The sequence below is a fragment of the Deltaproteobacteria bacterium genome (assembly GCA_003194485.1).
Classification (GTDB): Bacteria; Desulfobacterota; Dissulfuribacteria; order Dissulfuribacterales; family UBA3076; genus UBA3076.
On the sequence record PQXD01000014.1, the window covers coordinates 1 to 18,207 of the forward strand.

The 18,207-nt window shown below is 51.0% G+C and carries 15 protein-coding genes and 5 tRNA genes; all 20 read left to right on the forward strand.

Annotated elements, in window-relative coordinates; translation table 11 throughout:
• Positions 1-202 precede the first annotated feature (202 nt).
• The 20 genes from C4B57_08470 to rpoB all read left to right on the forward strand — a co-directional run bounded on the left by C4B57_08470 (position 203) and on the right by rpoB (position 18,193).
• A complete protein-coding gene (locus C4B57_08470; GenBank protein ID PXF54056.1) occupies positions 203-424 on the forward strand; it encodes a hypothetical protein in 222 nt (73 codons plus the stop codon).
• Between the two features lie 173 nt (positions 425-597).
• Positions 598-1,020 carry an adenylyl-sulfate reductase subunit beta gene (gene aprB / locus C4B57_08475; protein PXF54057.1) on the forward strand — a complete coding sequence of 141 codons (423 nt, stop codon included), beginning with the start codon at positions 598-600 and terminating at the stop codon, positions 1,018-1,020.
• Positions 1,021-1,116: 96 nt separating this feature from the next.
• Entirely contained in the window at positions 1,117-3,105 is a 1,989-nt protein-coding gene (gene aprA / locus C4B57_08480; protein ID PXF54058.1) for an adenylyl-sulfate reductase subunit alpha, read from the forward strand.
• 221 nt (positions 3,106-3,326) lie between these two features.
• On the forward strand, positions 3,327-4,574 hold the full coding sequence (locus C4B57_08485) for a heterodisulfide reductase subunit A (protein ID PXF54059.1): 1,248 nt from the start codon (positions 3,327-3,329) through the stop codon (positions 4,572-4,574).
• Positions 4,574-6,892, forward strand: coding sequence for a heterodisulfide reductase subunit A (locus tag C4B57_08490; GenBank protein PXF54060.1), 2,319 nt, complete (start codon positions 4,574-4,576; stop codon positions 6,890-6,892). The genes C4B57_08485 and C4B57_08490 overlap by 1 nt, the downstream gene beginning before the upstream one ends.
• A gap of 12 nt (positions 6,893-6,904) precedes the next feature.
• Positions 6,905-8,158 carry a heterodisulfide reductase gene (locus C4B57_08495; protein ID PXF54061.1) on the forward strand — a complete coding sequence of 418 codons (1,254 nt, stop codon included), beginning with the start codon at positions 6,905-6,907 and terminating at the stop codon, positions 8,156-8,158.
• A 126-nt stretch (positions 8,159-8,284) separates the two neighbouring features.
• Positions 8,285-8,360 (forward strand) — tRNA-Thr (locus C4B57_08500).
• A gap of 17 nt (positions 8,361-8,377) precedes the next feature.
• A tRNA-Tyr gene (locus C4B57_08505) sits at positions 8,378-8,463 on the forward strand.
• A 25-nt stretch (positions 8,464-8,488) separates the two neighbouring features.
• Positions 8,489-8,565, forward strand: a tRNA-Gly gene (locus C4B57_08510).
• A 12-nt stretch (positions 8,566-8,577) separates the two neighbouring features.
• Positions 8,578-8,653: transfer RNA gene (locus C4B57_08515), tRNA-Thr, on the forward strand.
• Between the two features lie 43 nt (positions 8,654-8,696).
• Positions 8,697-9,887, forward strand: coding sequence for an elongation factor Tu (gene tuf / locus C4B57_08520; GenBank protein PXF54062.1), 1,191 nt, complete (start codon positions 8,697-8,699; stop codon positions 9,885-9,887).
• A gap of 10 nt (positions 9,888-9,897) precedes the next feature.
• Complete coding sequence (gene rpmG / locus C4B57_08525; GenBank protein ID PXF54063.1) at positions 9,898-10,047, forward strand: 50S ribosomal protein L33; 150 nt, start codon at positions 9,898-9,900, stop codon at positions 10,045-10,047.
• Positions 10,048-10,088: 41 nt separating this feature from the next.
• Positions 10,089-10,164, forward strand: a tRNA-Trp gene (locus C4B57_08530).
• A gap of 51 nt (positions 10,165-10,215) precedes the next feature.
• Entirely contained in the window at positions 10,216-10,554 is a 339-nt protein-coding gene (locus C4B57_08535) for a preprotein translocase subunit SecE (protein PXF54064.1), read from the forward strand.
• Positions 10,555-10,757: 203 nt separating this feature from the next.
• Entirely contained in the window at positions 10,758-11,291 is a 534-nt protein-coding gene (locus tag C4B57_08540) for a transcription termination/antitermination protein NusG (GenBank protein ID PXF54065.1), read from the forward strand.
• 11 nt (positions 11,292-11,302) lie between these two features.
• On the forward strand, positions 11,303-11,728 hold the full coding sequence (gene rplK / locus C4B57_08545; GenBank protein PXF54066.1) for a 50S ribosomal protein L11: 426 nt from the start codon (positions 11,303-11,305) through the stop codon (positions 11,726-11,728).
• Positions 11,729-11,740: 12 nt separating this feature from the next.
• Positions 11,741-12,448, forward strand: coding sequence for a 50S ribosomal protein L1 (locus C4B57_08550; GenBank protein PXF54067.1), 708 nt, complete (start codon positions 11,741-11,743; stop codon positions 12,446-12,448).
• A gap of 469 nt (positions 12,449-12,917) precedes the next feature.
• On the forward strand, positions 12,918-13,439 hold the full coding sequence (locus tag C4B57_08555; protein ID PXF54068.1) for a 50S ribosomal protein L10: 522 nt from the start codon (positions 12,918-12,920) through the stop codon (positions 13,437-13,439).
• Positions 13,440-13,633: 194 nt separating this feature from the next.
• Positions 13,634-14,014 (forward strand): 50S ribosomal protein L7/L12, encoded by a 381-nt coding sequence (locus tag C4B57_08560; protein PXF54101.1) that lies wholly within the window; start codon positions 13,634-13,636, stop codon positions 14,012-14,014.
• Positions 14,015-14,101: 87 nt separating this feature from the next.
• Entirely contained in the window at positions 14,102-18,193 is a 4,092-nt protein-coding gene (rpoB, locus tag C4B57_08565) for a DNA-directed RNA polymerase subunit beta (GenBank protein PXF54069.1), read from the forward strand.
• The last annotated feature ends 14 nt before the right edge of the window (positions 18,194-18,207 follow it).

Genomic DNA, 18,207 nt, shown 5'->3' on the forward strand with positions numbered 1-18,207 from the left:
GACGTCCTACATTGGCCGCTGCCGGCCTTTTGGGCCTTGGTATAGGAGGGGATATATACTAACCGTCAAGCACCCGGCTATCGCCGCCACAGGCACGTTAAATGATACGGAAATAACATTGACGGAAAATCACCGTCATGGACAAATTTTTCGTTTTGTGAAAAAAAAATTAGAAAAATTGAGGAGTTGACTCAAAAAATGGTTGCTCTATGAAAGAATCTTCAGACCAATGGCAGTAATTGTATGGCAAGCAGCCTACCCGGTGCTTGCTGCCTGTATCTTATATGAAATATCCAGTGCAAGGATTTTCTCCTTGACAATTTCCCTCGGCATTAATATAAGGAAAATAGAAATTACTGAGCGGGAATTCAGTATTGTTCTGCTCCAAAAGAGGTCCTTGGGTGCAAAGTGGGATTGTGTTTAAAAGTCAACCTGATTGCGGGACACATATTAATTGATATTTTGTGTTATTAGAAAATTTCCATAATGATTTTGTAAATATTCGAAGGGAGGTGAAGAGGAAAAAGGACTAAACACGAGATCACAGCCGGAAACGTTAATAATTTGAAAAAATAATAAAACAGGAGGTATTATATTATGCCAAGCTATGTCATTGAAGAGAAGTGTGACGGTTGTAAGGGCGGGGAGAAGACGGCGTGCATGTACATCTGCCCCAACGACCTCATGGTTCTTAACCCCGATGCAATGAAGGCCTACAATCAGGAACCTGACCAGTGCTGGGAGTGCTATAATTGCGTAAAGATCTGTCCGCAGGGCGCTATCGAGGTCCGCCACTATGCCGACATTGCTCCCATGGGCGGCTATGTCCAGCCTATGCGCAGCTCCGATTCCATCATGTGGACTGTCAAGTTCCGCAACGGCAACATAAAGCGTTTCAAATTCCCCATCCGGACTACCCCTGAAGGTTCCATCAAGCCGTACGAGGGCAAGCCCGAACCAGGCTCGATCGACGACGGTCTTCTGTTTACGGAGGCAGGCAAGACGCTTGAAACTCCGTAAGACTTTTAAGGCTTTAAGGTTAAGAAGTGGCTGAACTTGAGAATTGAGAAAAAAGGCATAGACAACGAACGAGTAAAATTAAGGAGGATATAAGATATGGCTCTTCGCAATAAACCGCAGTGGGAACTCCTGGCCGAACCGGATCTGTCCAAGGTCCCGGTTGAGGAGTATGAATATGACGCCATAATCGTTGGCGGTGGTATGGCTGCATGCGGCACGGCTTTTGAGATAGGCAAGTGGATGCCTGCCGGCTCCAAGGTATGTCTGATCGACAAGGCCGCCCTTGAGCGTTCAGGCGCTGTGGCTCAGGGTCTTTCCGCCATCAATACCTATATTGGCGAAAACGCCGTGGCTGATTACGTCCGCATGGTCCGTGGCGATCTCATGGGCGTTGTTCGTGAGGACCTGATTTTTGACCTGGGCCGTCACGTTGACGACTCCGTCCACCTCTTTGAGGAATGGGGGCTTCCCATCTGGAAGCAGAAGGGAGACGAAGGCAAGCCGCTAACCGAGGGTGGCCGGCCTGTGCGCACCGGTAAGTGGCAGATCATGATCAACGGCGAGTCCTACAAGTGCATCGTGGCCGAGGCCGCGAAGAATGCCCTGGACGAGATGGGCTATGACCTCCATGAGCGTATCTTTATCGTAAAGCTCCTTCTGGACGCCAACAAGCCCAATACCATCGCCGGCGCGGTCGGATTCAGCGCCCGCGAGAACAAGATATGCATCTACAAGTGCAAGGCCATGATGGTGGCCTGCGGCGGCGCGGTCAATATCTTCCGCCCGAGGACAACGGACGAGGGCAAGGGCCGCGCATGGTACCCCATCTGGAACGCCGGTTCCACCTATACCATGTGCATGCAGGTCGGTGCCGAGATGACCATGATGGAGAACCGCTTCACCCCGTCCCGCTTCAAGGACGGCTATGGGCCTGTGGGCGCATGGTTCCTGCTCTTCAAGGCTGGTGTGACCAACTGTTACGGCGAGTCTTATGCGTTCAGTGATCATGCCAAGGAGGAGCTGGCAAAGTACCCGCCGTACGGCCAGCAGCCGGTTACCCCCACCTGCCTCAGAAACCACCTCATGCTCATAGAGATGAAGGAAGGCCGCGGCCCTGTTTTCATGGACACTGCTGCCGCACTCAAGAAATTCCTGGATGACAAGAAGGCAGAGGGCATGGATGACAAGGCCCTCAAGAAGTACTGGAAGGAGCTTGAGAGCGAGGCGTGGGAGGACTTCCTCGATATGTCCGTCGGCCAGGCAGGCCTGTGGGCCTCCATGAACATCGAGCCCGAGAAGGTCGGCTCCGAGATCATGCCCACAGAGCCCTACATGCTGGGGAGCCACTCCGGCTGCTGCGGCATCTGGGTCAGCGGCCCCAACGAAGACTGGGTTCCTGATGACTACAAATGGGGCTACAACCGCATGACGACCGTCAACGGCCTGTTTACCGCCGGTGACGGCGTGGGCGCTTCCGGGCACAAGTTCTCATCCGGTTCACATGCCGAGGGCCGTATGGCTGCCAAGGCCATGGCCAAGTACGTTATGGATAATGCAGGCTTTACGCCGGCACTGAAGCAGAGTGCAGACGAGCTCAAGGCGGAGATCTATAAGCCGGTCGTAACGTATTACGAGCACAGCAAGATGACCACCGATGACATGATCAACCCCAACTATATCAGGCCGCGTCACATGATGGAGCGCCTGATGAAGTACACCGACGAGTATGGCGGCGGCTGGTCTCCTTACTACATGACCAATGCAAAGCTCCTTGAAATAGCCATGCACCATCTACAGATGCTCCGTGAGGACTCTGAGAAGATGGCCGCAAGCGGTCTGCACGAGCTGATTCGTGCATGGGAGATGGTCCACCGTATCTGGTGTGTTGAGGATCACCTGCGTCACATCCAGTTCCGCGAAGAGAGCCGTTATCCCGGCTTTTACTATCGTGGTGACTTCCCTGAGGCGGATTCCAAGACCATGGAGGAAGGCGGCTGGAAGTGCTTTGTCAATTCTAAGTACGATCCTGAAAAGGGCGAGTGGTCCATATTCAAGAAGCCGTTGCACCAGATCATCCCTGACTAGTCCGGTCTTCTTAAGTTTAAGGATGGTCGGATGATTTAGACCTTCTAACAGATGTCCAGGCGCCGCTATGGCGGCGCCTGGCATTTTTTTGAATTGGAAATTGGAAATTGGAAATGAGTGATAGTGTCTGAAAATCTGATCGCATTTTTCAGTAGCTAATTTCCAATTTCCAATTTCCAATTTAGATTGCATTTTTTAATTTTTGAAGAAGGAGCGGGCGTATGAGTAAAAGTATACTCGTGATAGGCGGCGGCTTCAGCGGCCTTACAGCCGCGGTTGAGGCCGCTGAAATGGGATATGATGTCTATATAGTGGAGAAGGAAAGTTATATGGGAGGGCGGGTGGCCCAGCTTAACAAGTATTTCCCGAAGCTGTGTCCTCCCACATGCGGGCTTGAGATAAACTACAGGCGCATTAAGACAAACCCGAGGATCACCTTTTACAGTCTGGCGGAGGTGGAGTCTGTGTCCGGGGGACCCGGGAACTTTAATGTACAGGTGAGGGTGAATCCGAGGTACACGACCCCGCAGTGCACCAATTGCGCTGCAGGAGCCGAGGCGGTCGCGACCGAGATTCCCAATGATTTCAATTTTGGTATGGATACGCGGAAGCCCTTATATATGCCCAACATGATGGCCTTCCCCAATCAGTGTGTGCTGGATCCCTCTGCAGTCTCTTCGGGCGACGGCCAGCAGATCAAGGCGGCCATGCCGGCCGGGCATGTAGACCTTGATCAGAAGGCAGAGACCGTAAGCCTGAATGTCGGGGCCATCATCGTGGCAACCGGGTGGAATCCGTATGATGCCACAAAGATAGATAATCTCTGTTTTGGGAAATACGATAATATCGTTACCAACATGATGGTGGAGCGCATGGCGTCCCCCTCAGGACCTACCGATGGGAAGATCGTCAGGCCGTCCGACAAGGAGGAGCCGAAGACAGTGGGCTTTGTGCAGTGCGCAGGTTCCAGAGACGAGAATCATTTGAAATATTGTTCGTACATCTGCTGTATGGCTACACTGAAGCAGGCCTGTTATCTGAGGGAGCAGTCGGAGGATGTTGAGATATATATTTTCTATATTGATATCCGCTCTCCGGGGCTGAAATATGAGAAATTTTATAATAAGGTCAAGGAAGACAAAAAGGTCCACTTTATCAAGGGCAAGGTGGCTGAGGTAAGAGAGGGGTCGAGCCCCGGCGGCGTTGTTCTGGTGGCGGAAGACACCATTGGCGGAGGCAAGGTCGAACAGGAAGTAGACCTTGCGGTACTGGCCACAGGCATGCAACCGGCAGGGGCAACAACACAGATCCCCGGGATCGAATACAACTCCGACGGTTTTGTGGTCCCCAAAGATGGCATTATTCCTTGCGGTTGCGCCAAGCGGCCTATTGATGTAGTTTCATCTGCTCAGAGTGCAACTGCTGCGGCCTTGAAGGCCGTCCAGACGCTGGTGAGGAGGGCAGGCTGATGTCGAGAAAAGTAGGACTTTACATATACACTGGAGATGGTATTGCCGAGGCCTTGGATATAGACAAGCTTGTGGAAGTTGCAACCGGGCTCGGCCTTGAGATAGTGCGTACCCATGCCGACCTGTATTCATCTGAAGGCGCTGCCATGGTGAAGCAGGATATAGATAATGAAGGGGTGAACGCGGTTGTTCTGGCCGGAATTTCTCCCAGGTATGAGTTCAAGATCTTTGATTTCCCTGGCATAATAGTGGAGAAGACGAGTCTTCGCGAGCTGGTTACGTGGAGTCATCCGGTAAAGGCGGACGATGAGAATGCCGAGGCCCAGAAAGAGCACGTGCAGGAGCTGGCTGAGGACTATATCCGCATGGCAGTGGTCAAGGCGCAGAAGGCCAATCTGGCGGAGCCTTTTAAGGCAGAGGAGATCAATCAGCGCCTTCTTATCATTGGTGGCGGGGTTACAGGTCTGACTGCCGCGCTTGAAGCGGCTGAGGCAGGACACGAAAGCATTTTGGTCGAGCGCCAGGCGGAGCTTGGCGGCTGGGCTGCACAGCTCAGGAAGCAGGTCCCTGTGGGTCCTGAATACTCCGAGCTTATCAATCCCGTGGTCCAGGACCTGATTGACAGGGTCAACGCCAATGACAAGATAACAGTCAAGACCAATACCGAAGTGGCCCGTATCGGCAATTTCCCCGGAGACTTCAGGGTCAGCCTGAAGGAGGCGGGGACAAAGAGTGAGTGGGATGCCCCGTTTCCGCTGACCGACGAGGAAAAGCTGGACGAGAGCGGAAAAGAGCTTTCGGCAGAGGATCAGAAAAAGAGATACGAAGAGAAGAACGAGGGACGTAAGCACTACATGGAGGAAGATCCCAACGCCGAGGTGTGCGGGGCGGTGATCCTGGCATCAGGGTGGAAACCTTACGTGCCGGCAGAAGATGAGTTCCAGCATCTGGCCTGGGGCAATCCCAATGTCATTACCAACTGCCAGTTTGAGGAAATCGCCAAGAAGGGCAAGATCGTTCGCCCATCCGATGGCAGGGAAGTCAAATCGGTGGCCTTTATCCAGAGCCCCGGGGGCTCAAAGGACGATGCTGATTTCCCGTATGCCTCGGTAGTAACAAGCCTTGTGGCCCTCAAGCAGGCCAAGTACCTGCGTGAGGACCAGCCTGATGACGGCAAGGCATATGTCTTATACGAGCACATGCGCACTTCAGGTCAGTATGAGTACTTCTACCAGGGCCTTCAGAACGATCCCGGGATCTTTCTTACCAAGGGAGATGTCACTGAAATCAAGGACAACGGCTCAGGCGGGCTGACCGTCAATGTGGATAATACTCTTATCGGCGGCAACATCAGCCTGGATGTGGATCTCGCGGTACTTGCCACAGGGATGGTCCCGACCACCAGGGATGACGCGGTAGTGAACATGGCATACAGGCAGGGCCCGGCATTCCGTGATCTGGACCTCTTCGGAGGCTACTGCGATTCCAACTTCATCTGTTTCCCATATGAGACAAGGCGGACAGGGATCTATGCCGCAGGTGCAGTGCACAGGGCAATGACCATAGAGGAGGCAATGGAGGACGCCGCAGGCGCAACACTCAAGGCCCTCCAGTGCCTGAAGGCCATTGACGAGGGCCACTCGGTCCATCCGCGCGTATGGGATTTTGATTATCCTGACTTCTACTTCCAGCGCTGCACTCAGTGTAAGCGCTGCACTGAAGAGTGTCCGTTCGGGGCCCTTGATGACGATGAGGCAGGTACTCCCAAACTCAATCCCACGAGGTGCCGCCGCTGCGGTACGTGCATGGGCGCATGTCCGGAGCGCATAATCAACTTCAAGGACTACAGTATCGACATCGTAGGCTCGATGATCAAGGCGATCGAGGTGCCTGACGACGACGAAGACAAGCTCAGGTTGCTCATTTTTGCCTGCGAGAACGACGCCTATCCAGCCCTGGATATGGCAGCCAGAAAGGGGCTTTCCTGGTCACCCTTGGCCAGGATCATTCCTGTCCGGTGCCTTGGTTCTGTTAACGTGGCATGGATCAAGGACGCCATGTCAAGTGGAATAGACGGCGCCTTGCTGCTTGGCTGCAGGTTCGGTGATGATTACCAGTGCCACTTTGTGAAGGGCAGTGAGCTGTCAGAGAAGCGCATGGCAAATGTTGCCGAGTCACTCAGCTCCCTGGGAATCGAGGCGGAGCGTGTAAAATTGGCACAGGTTGCCATTGACGAGTATGATCAAATCCCCAAGATCATAAATGAGTTTACAGATGAGGTGATCGAATTGGGACCGAATCCATTCAAAGGTTTCTAGGAGGTACTAATCATGGCTGAACGAAATCAGGTGGAGCCGGACCTGGCGTTCGTAAAGGGCGTCATGGAGGCAGGCGGGGACACGGTTAACCGCTGTTATCAGTGTGCGACGTGTTCCATAGTCTGTCCCTTGTCCACGGACGAGAGCCCGTTTCCCAGAAAGGAGATGCTTTGGGCTCAGTGGGGTCTGGGATCCAGAGTCGCAGGGGATGCAGATGTCTGGTTATGTCATAACTGCGGTGATTGCACAAAGTATTGTCCAAGGAATGCCCGTCCAGGTGACGTGCTGAGCGCAATCAGGATAAATGCCATAAAGCACTATGCCAGGCCCAAGGCCCTGGCGAATATGCTGGACAGCGCGGGCGGGGTGATAGGCACTGTAATCGCGTCGATGTTTACCGTGATGGTCGTGGCATTTCTCTGGGCACAGTACACAAAAGAGGCATTTCCGATTCCTGAGGGCACGGTCGTATATCACAAGTTCCTGACCGTGGTGCCAATAGACGCTCTATTCCTTTCCATTTCTGCCCTTGTGATCTATGCCAGCGTAAAGGGAGTACTCCAGTTCTGGAGCGATATCTCCAAGGGCGCCGGACTGCCGAGTTCATACACCGGGAAGGCCGCAACGCCTGCACTGGGTCCCTTTCTGACAAAATATGTATGGCCTGCCGTTAAGGAGATATTGACCCATGAGCGCTTCAAGAAGTGCGGAGAGGTGGCAGAGCGTTCAACAGGGCATCTCTGGGTCCTGTGGTCATTCATTATCCTGTTTACTGTGACCATCCTCGTCATGATCCAGGCGGACGTGCTGAGCATTCTATTCCCTGAGGCCGGATTCGAAACACCTCTTGTCCTGTATCATCCGGTCAAGATTGCGGCCAATATCGGCGCTGTCATGCTCATAGCCGGGATATGGATGCTCAGGAATATGAGGAGACGGAAGACTGCAGAGGGTACCATTACGAGCTCAACACAGGACTGGATCCTGATATGGCTCATTTTTGCAGTGGGAGTGAGCGGTGCAGCGGCAGAGATAATACGCCTGGCGGACGTGGCGGTCCTTGCCTACCCGGTATACGTGCTGCATCTGGGGTGTGTGGCGACCCTGTTCCTTTCTCTTCCGTACTCCAAATTCGCCCATCTGCTCTACAGGACCACTGCCTATGTGCATGAGCGCTGGGCAAGGGATGTGAGAGCAGGCAAGGCAGGTTTCGGACTTGAGAAAATGGTGACTGCATGGCAGTATGAAGGAAAAGATATACATTAGGAGCTAGATGGCTCGATTGCCCGAGTAATGACAGGGGCGGCGCTGGCTGGATATGCGCCGCCTTTTTTTGTGATCAAAAGGTCTTGCTTTTTTTAAAAAGATCACTATTATGGATTGTTTAACTTGGCTGGTGTAGCTCAATCGGTAGAGCAGCTGATTTGTAATCAGCAGGTTGCGGGTTCGAGTCCCATCGCCAGCTCCATTGCATTGGAAAAGTATGGAGAGGTTCCCGAGTTGGCCAAAGGGGACAGACTGTAAATCTGTTGGCGATGCCTTCGGAGGTTCGAATCCTCCCCTCTCCACCAATGGATATAGTTAGTTTCCCTTTGGGCGGGAATAGCTCAATTGGCTAGAGCATTAGCCTTCCAAGCTAAGGGTTGCGGGTTCGAGTCCCGTTTCCCGCTCCACTGAGATTAGACGCCCATGTAGCTCAGTCGGCAGAGCACTTCCTTGGTAAGGAAGAGGTCACCGGTTCAATCCCGGTCGTGGGCTCCATATGGGTCTCAAAAACGTATTATTTGAGGAGTAACTGAGAAAAATGAGCAAACAAAAGTTTGAGCGTACTAAGCCGCACATTAATGTAGGTACAATCGGTCATATTGATCATGGCAAGACCACGCTTACCGCAGCCATGACTCGTGTTTTGGCTGAACAGGGCAAGGCGAAGTATATTCCTTTTGACGACATCGATAAGGCCCCTGAGGAGCGGGAGCGTGGCATTACCATAGCTACTGCTCATGTGGAGTATGAAACAGACAAGCGTCATTATGCCCATGTGGATTGTCCCGGCCATGCCGATTATATCAAGAACATGATCACAGGTGCTGCCCAGATGGACGGTGCCATTCTGGTAGTCGGTGCCGATGACGGCCCGATGCCTCAGACCCGTGAGCACATCCTGCTTGCCCGTCAGGTAGGTGTACCTTCTATTGTGGTTTTTCTGAACAAGTGTGACATGGTGGATGATCCCGAGCTTATCGAGCTGGTTGAGCTTGAGTTGAGGGACCTTCTCACCAAGTACGAATTTCCGGGCGATGATATTCCTATTATTAAGGGCAGTGCGCTTGAGGCCCTGAACAATCACACAGACCCTGAGAAGACCAGGTGCATTTTCGAGTTGATGGAGGCACTTGATAGTTACATCCCTGAGCCTGAGCGTGACATAGACAAGCCTTTTTTGATGCCCATTGAGGACGTATTCAGCATCAGCGGCCGCGGTACGGTTGTGACCGGCCGTGTTGAGCGCGGCGTACTCCATGTCGGCGAAGATGTGGAGATAATAGGGCTTCGTCCTACCCGCAAGACGGTATGCACCGGTCTTGAGATGTTCCGGAAGCTTTTGGATGAAGGCCGTGCCGGCGACAATATCGGTATATTGCTTCGCGGTACGAAGCGTGACGAAGTCGAACGCGGTCAGGTAGTGGCCAAACCGGGATCCATTAAGCCTTACAAGAAGTTCAATGCAGAGGTATATGTATTGAGCAAGGAGGAGGGCGGCCGTCACACCCCGTTTTTTGCAGGATATCGTCCGCAGTTTTATTTCCGGACCACGGATGTTACAGGTGTGGTGACACTGCCGGAGGGCGTTGAGATGGTTATGCCAGGGGACAATGTATCTCTTGAGGTCTCGATGATCCAGCCCATTGCCATGGAAGAGGGAGTCAGGTTTGCGATCCGTGAAGGCGGCCGGACGGTCGGGGCCGGCGTGGTAACCAAGATCGTGGAGTAGGAGGCAGGTTATGAGAGAGATAGTCACCCTTGCGTGTACGGTCTGCAAGCGGCGTAATTATACTACTACAAAGAACAAGCGGATTACTCCGGATAAGCTTGAATTAAAGAAATATTGCCGATTCGACAGGCGGCATACCATACATAGGGAGATAAAGTAGGTTCAATAAAGCCGGTGCGGGAAAAGGGGGCGGATATCAGTAGGCCAGTAGCTCTAACGGTAGAGCACCGGACTCCAAATCCGGGAGTTGGGGGTTCGAGTCCCTCCTGGCCTGCCATCGTTTGTTGCCAGAAAGCGAAAATCGACTCCGGTAAGTTGAGAAATTTAAGTGTCTAAAAAAAAATCCAAAAAGATACAGAGCAGAAAAAAAGCACAGGCTGCAAAACAAGGCAATGTCAAGCCTGTCAAGAGCTATTCCCCACCCAACGATGTCTCTGGTCGGGCGGAGGTCAGCCCTGCCTTGAGAAGCGGCATTAAAGATTGGGTCGACAAGGTTAAATCCTTTTTCATAGAGGTCCGTGTTGAATTTGATAAAATAACCTGGCCTTCCAGGAAAGAGGCAATTGCGCTGACCACCGCCGTATTGGCAATTACCTTTTTCTTTACCGCCTACCTTGGTATAGTGGACTTTTCCTTGACAAAGCTTGTCAGCTTCCTCATTTATTAGCAGGAGTCTGATGATGTATATTTGCAGATTAATGGCTGCCGGTTGAGGCAATTCCTTTAAAAAAGTAGCCGTTCATGGCTTGAAATTGGAAATTAGAAATTAGAGATTAGGAAAAGATGAAACGAAACAAAAGCATGAAAGCCAAATTTCCAATTTCTATTTTCTAATTTCAACGTTCCGTAGCTTTTAAATGAGTAATTTATATGGAGCATAAATGGTATATTGTTCATACTTATTCCGGGTTTGAGCATAAGGTCAAGGCCTCTATAGAGGAGAGGATCAAGCAGCACGGGATGGAGGAATATTTCTCCGATATTGTTGTCCCAATGGAGAAGGTGGTAGAGATACTGGGAGGAGAGAGACGCACCTCATCCAGAAAGGTTTTCCCCGGCTACATCCTGGTGCATATGGAATTGAATGATAAGTCGTGGCACTTGGTTCAGGATACCCCAAAAGTGACCGGTTTTATCGGCGGCCTGAAGAATCCGGTACCCCTTTCAGATGAAGAGGCTGAACACATAATCCGCCAGATGGAAGAGCGGGCGCTGAAGCCTGTACCCAAGTATAGCTTTGAAAAAGGTGATCATGTGACCGTGACAGAAGGGCCTTTTGCCAATTTTAACGGTGTCGTGGATAAAGTCAGCCCTGAGAAAGGGAAGATCCGTGTACTTGTCTCTATTTTTGGAAGGTCAACACCTGTTGAACTGGAATTCGGAAGCGTACAAAAGGCCGGTTAAAGGAGAATATTATGGCCAAGAAAATCTTATCATATATCAAGCTCCAGATCCCCGCCGGACAGGCAAATCCGTCACCGCCTGTGGGACCGGCTTTGGGCCAGCATGGAGTGAACATAATGGAGTTTGTGAAGGCCTTTAATGCGAAGACAGAGGACCAGATCGGGATGATAATACCGGTTGTGATAACAGTATATGCAGACAGGTCATTCAGCTTTGTTATGAAGACGCCTCCTGCATCTGTATTGCTGAAGAAGGCGGCTGGTATCGAGAAAGGTTCAGGGATACCTAACCGGGACAAGGTCGGCAAAGTTACCAGGAAGCAGGTAGAGGAAATCGCCATGAAAAAGAAGCCGGATCTGACTGCTGTCGATTTGCATGCAGCTGTACGTTCCATTGAAGGCACAGCCAGCAGTATGGGCATCGAAATCGTTGATTAAAGGGAGAGTTGTATGGCAGGAAGTCATGGCAAAAAATATCGTGACGCAAGGGCCAGAGTAGATACCAGCAGAAGGTACAGCCTGGATGAGGCAATAGACATTGTCATCAGCACAAGCTATGCCAGATTTGATGAGAGTATAGATACGGCCATAGTTTTGGGTGTTGATCCCAGGAAGGCGGATCAGAATGTGAGAAGCTCTGTTGTCCTTCCTCATGGTACCGGACGTACTCAAAGTGTCCTGGTCATTGCCAAGGGCGAAAAGGCCAGAGAGGCTGAAGATGCCGGTGCCGACTATGTCGGTGCCGAGGATGTGATAGAAAAGATTAAAGGAGGATGGCTTGATTTTGATAAAGTCGTCTCTACTCCCAATATGATGTCCATGGTGGGCAGGATCGGCAAGATTCTCGGGCCAAGGGGTATGATGCCAAATACCAAAACCGGGACTGTCACATTTGATGTCTCCAGGGCGGTTAATGAGATAAAGGCAGGGAAGGTGGATTTCCGTGTAGACAAGGGCGGGGTTGTTCATATTCCCTTGGGTAAGGTTTCCTTTGGCTCCAGTAAAATCAGGGAGAATTTTGCAGCGATTGCCGAGGCATTACTTCGAGTAAAGCCTTCCACAAGCAAGGGGGCCTATGTGCGGGGCGTTGCAATATCCACTACAATGGGCCCTGGAGTGAAGGTGGATCCAGCTGAAGTCAAAGCAGTCGCTTCCTAAATAATTAATGTTGAATTCTGAATGCCGAATTAAGGTGCTGGACTATATTTTGAGTGTTAAATTCTGAATTTCTAAGGAATAATATTATATTTTGTGTAAATATCCGGTGAACCCGTTATATCCTGCCTTGAAGCGGTTACCTTTTTCCGGGTTTCAAAGCTCACTCATCGCGGACCGGAGAGGCAGTGCAATCCGGCCCGCGATCGAAACCCTGCAAAAGGCAAACCGCTCCTGCGGCAGGGCACGGATGGCAACTTCCACAGTGGACCACGGGTTCACCGAATATTTACTATTTTGTCCGCAATTCAAAATTCAACATTTCCATATCTGCTCATTTGTCAGAGACAGTAGGTACACCTCATGTGTTTAATAGAGTCGGCTCAGTACTTGGCTCTACCTGCCCAGATAGGTGAGGCCTCTGCCTTTGGCAGTAAAAAATAACTGCCTGTGGTAGAAAGGGGGGAGAAATTTGTCTTTAAGGATTAAGGAGAAAGAGACAATCGTCCAGGATCTGCATGAGAAGTTTTCCAGGTCTGCAACTGTAATTATGACCCGGTTTCCAGGTCTCGATGTTGCTGGTGCCAATGAACTTCGAAAAAAGCTCAGGGAGTCAGGCGCCGAGTTTAAGGTGTCGAAAAATACCCTTTTCAGAAGGGCCGTACAAGGTACTCCGGCGGAAGTGCTTTCAGATCAGTTTTCAGGCCCTAATGCCGTGGTTTTTGCCTATGAAGATCCGGTGTCCATGGCTAAGGTCATAGCGGAGTTCGCAAAGGAGAATGAGGTCCTTGAAATCCGCGGCGGCGTTATGAACGGAAAGTTGATTGATGCTGCCCAGATCCAGGCCCTGTCAGAACTGCCTGGTCTGGAGGTTCTGCTTGCAAAACTGCTTGGGGTTTTTGTTGCCGTTCCTGCGTGTCTTGTCAGGGTCCTGTCGGGCATACCGCAAAAATTGCTCTATGCGTTAATGGCGATTGAAGACCAGAAAAAATAATAATGACAATTGAATAAGTGATTCTGCCCAAGAGGTTCAGGGTTCATGGGTTCAAAGGTTCAGAGTTTAACGGAAATTTGAACCTTTGATTCGTGAGTTCGGAATGGAGAAGGCATCAAAGCAATCCTGAACGGTAAACCCTGAACCTGTGAACGCCTATAATCATAGATAGTTAAAAGGAGACTGAAATGGCTATTTCCAAAGAGGACGTAATTGAATTCATATCTAATATGACAGTGCTTGAGCTTTCTGAGCTCATCAAGGATCTGGAGGATAAATTTGGTGTCAGTGCCGCGGCGCCGGTCGCAGTAGCAGCTGCCGGTGCAGCTGCCGGTGCAGCTGCCGGTGCTCCCGCTGAGGAAAAGACAGAGTTCGATGTCATTCTGGTGGAATTCGGCAGTGAGAAGATCAAGGTAATCAAGGAAGTCAGGGCTGTAACAAATCTGGGCCTTAAGGAGGCTAAAGAACTGGTTGAGAGTGCACCAAAACCCATCAAAGAAGGGGTTTCCAGGGAAGAGGCCGAGAAAATAAAGGAGCAAGTCGAGAAGGTCGGCGCAAAGGTAGAGATAAAATAAAGGAACGGGAATAAACCCCGTTCCTGTATTCAGTTTCCCCTATCGTAAATAAAGCGCAATAAAAAGGCTGACTCGAGGCAATACTCTATGACAAAAACTCAGACACTTCCAGTGAGGAAGAACTTTGGTCGTGTAAAAAAAGTCATTGATATTCCAAACTTAATTGAAATGCAGCAGCATTCCTACGCTAAGTTCCTGCAAAAAGACGTGGCTCCGGAAGTCAGGGAAGATGTGGGAATTCAGGCAGCATTCCAAAGCGTCTTTCCGATAACGGATTTCACAGGTGCGTCTTCTATTGAATTTGTTCAATATTCTATAGGCGAGCCCAAATATTCCGAGGAGGAATGCATTTCACGCGGCGTAACTTATGACGCGCCGGTGAAGATCGTGGCGCGACTCCTTTCTTATGACATAGATAAAGAAAGCGGAGTACAAAGTATACGGGATATCAAGGAGCAGGAGATTTACTTTGGCACAATTCCTCTTATGACGAGGACAGGCACCTTTATTATTAATGGTACCGAAAGAGTTGTGGTCAGCCAGCTTCAGAGGTCCCCCGGGGTCTTTTTCGACCATGACAAGGGAAAGACGCATGCCAGCGGGAAACTGCTTTATTCCGCCAGGATCATTCCTGTCCGTGGTTCTTGGATAGACTTAGAGTTTGATCCAAAAGACATCTTGCATGTCCGGATAGATCGCAGGCGGAAATTTCCTGTAACAGTGCTGTTGAGAGCCATGGGTTACAGCACCGAGGATATACTGAGCATTTTCTATCACTGGGATACGTATATTATTGATAACCGTCTTCTGTATCGCAAGGTGAATGCAGAGACTATGTTGGGCCAGAAAGCCACTCTGGACGTGGTGAATCCTGTTACGGGCGAGATCATTTTACGAAAGAACCGCAAGTTCTCCCGGACCACGATGAAGAAATTCGAGGAGGCGGGTATCACCATGGTACCTGTTGAAGAAAATGATCTCATAGAAAAGATTACCGCCCTTGATGTAGTTGATCCTGAAACCGGTGAGGTTTTGATTCCCATGAACTCTTCGGTCACAAAAAAGGACCTGGCGCTCTTGAGAGAGAAAGGAATTGCGGAATTACAGGTTCTGTTCATCGATGAGATCAAGGTAAGTTCTTCCATGAGGGACACATTACTCCAGGACAAGACGCAGAGTCAGGAAGAGGCCATTATAGAGGTATTCCGAAGGCTCCGTCCCGGCAGTCCCCCGATACCCGAGGTGGCCGAGAAGTTTTTTAATTCCCTTTTTTTTAATCCCAGCACCTATGACCTTTCAGAGGTAGGCCGTTTTAAGATTAATCAGAGGCTGGGTATGGATTTACCCCTTTCCCTGAAAGTCCTCACGGCCGAGGACATAATGGAGACCGTGAGGGAGCTGGTCCGCTTAAAGGACCGGCAGGGGCCGGTGGATGACATAGATAATCTGGGTAACCGGCGGGTCAGATCGGTAGGCGAGCTTATAGAGAACCAGTACAGAATCGGGTTGGTCCGGATGGAGCGGGCTATTAGAGAGAGAATGACCCTCCAGGAAGTCGAGGCGCTAATGCCTAATGATCTGGTGAACCCCAAGCCCGTAAGCTCTGTCATAAAAGAGTTTTTCGGCTCCAGCCAGCTTTCCCAGTTCATGGACCAGACAAACGCACTTGCTGAAATAACTCACAAGCGAAGGTTGTCCGCTTTGGGGCCGGGGGGCCTGTCCAGGGAGAGGGCAGGGTTTGAGGTGCGGGACGTACATCCCACTCATTACGGGAGGATTTGTCCCATTGAAACACCTGAAGGTCCGAATATCGGGCTGATAGTCTCTCTGAGTTGTTTTGCCAGAATAAACAGGTACGGTTTTCTGGAGACTCCCTATCGTAAGGTTAAGGACCGCAGGACCACAGGGGAGGTGGTCTACATGACCGCCATTGAAGAGGAGAAGGAGACCATAGCGCAGGCGACGATCAATCTTGATGATGACGGATATATTATTGATGACAGTGTCGGCGCCAGGAGAATGGGCGAGTTTATTATTGTCCCGGCAGAGGAGATTACTGCCATAGACGTGGCCCCCAACCAGTTAGTCAGTGTTTCTGCAGGTCTTATACCGTTCCTGGAAAATGATGATGCAAACCGGGCCTTAATGGGTTCCAACATGCAGCGGCAGTCAGTTCCTTTGCTGGTTTCAGAGGCCCCGCTCGTGGGTACCGGAATCGAGAAAAAAGTGGCTACGGATTCCGGTGTGACCGTGGTTGCGAGAAGGGACGGATGGATGGAAGATGTCGATGCCTCACGCCTGGTAGTGGTCTATGATGAGGATGAGTCAAAGGAACTGCCGGTGGAGGTGGAAATACATAAACTTACCAAGTACCAGAAGTCCAATCAGACCACAACGCTTAACCAAAGGCCATTAGTGCTTCCCGGGCAGAAATTTAAAAAGGGGGACGTGCTCGTAGACGGCCCATCTACTGACAACGGAGAACTGGCATTGGGCAAGAATGTCGTGGTGGCTTTTATGCCGTGGCGGGGCTACAACTTCGAAGATGCAATGGTCGTGAGTGAACGTTTGGTCAAGGAAGATGTCTATACATCGATACACATTGAGGAATTCGAGGTAGAGGCCAGGGATACCAAGCTGGGCAAGGAGGAGATAACCCGTGACATACCTAATGTAGGGGAGGATGCCCTGAGCGATCTGGACGACAGCGGCATTATACGTATAGGGGCAGAGGTTAAGCCCGGAGACATACTTGTGGGCAAGGTCACACCAAAAGGAGAGACCCAACTCACTCCCGAGGAAAAGCTCCTTCGGGCCATCTTTGGCGAGAAGGCAGGAGACGTAAAGGATACGTCTCTCAGAGTGCCGCCCGGAATCCATGGTGTAGTGACAGAGGCCAGGGTCTTTTGCCGCAGAGGTGTGGAAAAGGATGAACGGATCCAGGCCGTTGAGGACTTTGAAATAGCACGTATGCTTAAGGATCAGGCGGATGAGATCAATGTGATTCGCCGGACCGCTCTTAAGAAGCTGGAGGGTCATCTCAAAGGGCATAAGGCATCGGTTTCAATAATAGACAGCAAAGGCAAGGTATATCTTGAAGCAGGGCAGGAGATCAGTGGCGATATGCTCCGGAAGATTCCCATCCATCGCCTGAGAGATCTCATGCTGGAGGGCAGCAGGGGGCTGCCTCCTGCAGTCAGTGATGTGCTGTCATGGTATGAGAGTGAAGTCCGGCAAAAGACCGAATATTTTGAAGGAAAAATTGAGCGTCTGAAGAAAGGGGATGATCTTCCGCCAGGTGTGATCAAGATGGTCAGGGTCTGCGTGGCAATGAAGCGGAAGCTGGCCGTGGGTGACAAGATGGCAGGACGTCATGGAAACAAGGGCGTGGTTTCCGCTATCGTGCCGGTAGAGGATATGCCATATTTCGCGGACGGCACCCCGGTTGACATTGTTTTAAACCCACTGGGCGTACCCTCACGGATGAATATTGGCCAGATTCTGGAGGTCCATCTGGGCTGGGCCGCAAAAAACCTCGGAGCGCAGCTCGCTGGGTTGGCAAGAGATTACAAGATCGACATGATCAAAAAAAAGATGGCCAATGTATATTCGGAAGACGAACTGAATGCCCTGTTAGGCAACCTGGATGACGAACAGCTGCGGGATCTTGCCTTGAGCCTTGAAAAGGGCGTGCCGGTTGCGTCTCCGGTGTTTGACGGAGCAGGTGAGGAAGAGATACGCCGGCTCCTGGTAGAATCAGGACAATCAGAACTCGGCGAGGTGGTTCTTTACGATGGCTATACGGGAGAGCCTATTGCCGATCCGGTCACAGTCGGGGTCATGTATGTAATGAAACTTCATCACTTAGTGGATGATAAGATACATGCCCGCTCTACCGGTCCATATTCCCTGGTTACCCAGCAGCCCCTTGGAGGAAAGGCCCAGTTCGGTGGGCAGCGATTGGGTGAGATGGAAGTGTGGGCCATGGAGGCTTACGGAGCTGCTTACGCCCTTCAGGAGTTTCTGACAGTCAAGTCCGACGATGTAGCCGGAAGATCCAGGATGTATGAGAAGATCGTCAAGGGCAACAATTTCCTTGAGGCAGGTCTTCCGGAATCCTTTAACGTATTGGTGAAAGAGCTCCAGGGCTTGTGTATGGATATAGAGTTGATGGAGTAACAGGGGTTTAATGA